We start from the raw sequence: 2,561 nt of genomic DNA on the forward strand, positions 1-2,561 counted from the left end.
ATAGATGTATTTTGGTCTTCATGCCGATCTAGCGCTTGTCACCGCCATAGGCACGGCTATCGGCAGCCATGATGCCGTCCCTATAGGCGATGGTCGTCATCTGCTTAGGCGTCGGGGTTCGTCGCGAGTTCTTCAAGCGCCGCGATGATCTCGGGCTTGGTTGCAGACATCTTGTCGCCGAGCAGCTTCTTCGCAGCAGACCGGAACGTCGGGAATGCAACCGCGGAGTCGGACGCCATGGCGAGGACTTCAAGGGCTGTCTTGTCGATGACCACAGGATCAGCAGGCTTCTTCGCCGTGCCGTCCAGCAATTCATGGAACTTCGGATCGAAATCCACTYCGTTAATGATGACGAAATCACCCTGATCGTCGGACCATGGCTTGACCTGGATAGTGTTCGACATTGCGAACTCCATTTTTTACGAGGAGAGGAGCCGGGACCGAAGCCCCGGCTTATGGTTCAGATCAGCCGATCAGTGCAGCGATGTGCTCACCCTTGACGGCTTTGACACCCCAAGCGAGAGACACTTCGTACTGCATCTGGCGATACTGCGGATACATCGCGACTTCGAAGGTCAAGCCGGATTCTGGATCGGTGACCAGCGTGCGGTCACGAGCCAGATCGCCCTGCTCAGGAAGTGCCGGAGCGCGGGTTGCCAGTGCGATCGCCGAGCGGGCGAAGCCGAGGCTGCGGGCCGACGTGGCTGACAGGGTGACCGCCGTTGCAGCGTTCGGAATGGCCTTACGAAGGCCGGGAGCGGCAAGAGTGATCGGGCCACCATTGGAGACGTCCGCATCGCCTGCTACGACCAGATACTTGCTGGTATCGCCGGCAAAAGAGATGACGTCACCGACAAGAACCGTACCCGTACCGGCCGCAGCCAGCGTGATAACAGTGGCGCCGACAGCATAACCAGTTACATTCGTGGTTGCCAATGCACCCGTACCAGCCGCTGCAGTCTTGATCTGGCCGGATTCACGGATAGCGAAGCCATGCACGTCGAGCAGCACACCGCGGCGCAGAAGCGAGGTATCGGCTGCTTCATTGGCCTTGGAGAGCTGCGTGAGTGTCCGCATGTTGGCACCGGCAGAGGTATCGATGACCATCTGCAGGTCGCTGAGTGGCGCACCGTTGTCCGAGAGGATCTTGCGGACCTGGGCGGTGTCAGCAAGGTTCGTCGCGAACGGTGTCGTGCCGGCCGTGCCATAGGCGCGGGAAGCGTTGACGTGAAGGGCAGCAAGATCGGCTTCCACTTCATTGCACAGCGTACGCATGGCCTGGGCGAACTGATCGCGCAGGATAATGTTATAGCTGGCGCCGTTGTTGTCGAGGGCGAGTTTCTGCTCACCATTCCAGCGGACAGGAACGCGGCGGGCCTTGGTGATGGTCATCGACACGTTGCCGATGGTCTGATCGCCATCATCCGGAGGCGTAACGCCGGGAGTGATGTCGGTGGCAGTAGCGGCCGGTGCGACGGGAGAAATGACAGTCTGGCCGACGGCGGCGCGCTCGAATGTCATATCCGAGGAAACAGCCGGAATGAAACCGACCAGTTCACGCGATACGACGTCGAGTGCGTTGTAGAGGGTCGGGAATAGACCCGTGATGGTATTAGTCATCGTTTTAGCCCTTTCGTGGCATTGAGTGGCGATGTTTTGGGGTTGGTTGGGCTATCCAGCCCGGAACACCGCCACCCATCCGGGCCACGGCAAATTGGATCAGGTTCACTCGGTTACGGTGAAACCTTCCTTCATCTTGGCTGCTCGGCTCGCAGGGTCGAGACTTTCAAACTCGGCGCGACCGATTTGCTTGGCGCCGTGGTTATTGGTTCCGGTTCCCTTGGAGCCGGTACCGCTGTTCCCGGTACCCTTGAGAATGGCGTCGCGGTGGGCATAACCATCAATGATGGTTTCGAGCGCTTCATCGAACTCGGCAATCTCGCCAGGCTTGCTGCGCGAATAGATCTTGTTGCCGGAGGCGTCATAGGCAACGGTCTTGCCATCCTCGACTTTGAAGCGGGAACCGAACTGGGCCTGAAGCAGATCGGCAGGGATGGCGACTTTGTCGCTGATAAACTTCGACCGCGAGAATGCTCCACCGATCTTTTCGCCGTAAAGGTCATCGCGAAGTTTGTCGCGCTCGCTTTCCAGTGTCCTGATCTGCTCGCCACTCGCCTTGGCGGCTTGTGCGACTTGCTCCTCTGCAGCCTTCTTCGCCGCAGCCTTGATTTCTTCAACCTTGCCGGCTGTGACGAGTTCGCCGTCCTTCAGGTTCTTGACGGTTTCGAGCGCTTTGCGGGCAGCTTCGCCGTCGTCGATGCCTTCAAACACCTTCAATTTCGCTTCGGCTGCTTCTTTAGCCTCACGATGCGCTTTGGCTTCGCCGTTCAGGCGCGATATCGTGGCGACGGTCGTTGGAGCGTCAAACGCCGCTTCCTTGCCATCTTCATGCACATAGACGGGCTTGCCATCCTGAATTTCAGCAAAAGTCTTGCCGTCGATGGTAATAAGTTTGAGTTTCATCGTTCAGTCTTTCCGGCCATCCGGCCTTTGATATGGGC

3 protein-coding genes are annotated in these 2,561 nt (G+C 58.4%); all 3 read right to left on the reverse strand.

Annotated elements, in window-relative coordinates:
- Window positions 1–104: 104 nt before the first annotated feature.
- The gene (locus ACXJ5O_RS24055) at window positions 105–404 is read right to left on the reverse strand and encodes a hypothetical protein (protein ID WP_457302104.1); all 300 of its coding nucleotides are present in this window, start codon (window positions 402–404) and stop codon (window positions 105–107) included.
- A gap of 61 nt (window positions 405–465) precedes the next feature.
- Window positions 466–1,620 (reverse strand): P22 phage major capsid protein family protein, encoded by a 1,155-nt coding sequence (locus tag ACXJ5O_RS24060; RefSeq protein WP_457302105.1) that lies wholly within the window; start codon window positions 1,618–1,620, stop codon window positions 466–468.
- 105 nt (window positions 1,621–1,725) lie between these two features.
- Window positions 1,726–2,523 carry a DUF6651 domain-containing protein gene (locus tag ACXJ5O_RS24065; RefSeq protein ID WP_457302106.1) on the reverse strand — a complete coding sequence of 266 codons (798 nt, stop codon included), beginning with the start codon at window positions 2,521–2,523 and terminating at the stop codon, window positions 1,726–1,728.
- Window positions 2,524–2,561: the final 38 nt, after the last annotated feature.

It is taken from the genome of Phyllobacterium sp. P5_D12, from assembly GCF_054049495.1.

What these genes read in the sequence shown, in the direction of transcription:
- ACXJ5O_RS24060 (WP_457302105.1), bottom strand. Translation starts at nt 1,620, where the DNA reads ATGACTAATACCATCACGGGTCTATTCCCGACCCTCTACAACGCACTC.
- ACXJ5O_RS24065 (WP_457302106.1), bottom strand. Translation starts at nt 2,523, where the DNA reads ATGAAACTCAAACTTATTACCATCGACGGCAAGACTTTTGCTGAAATT.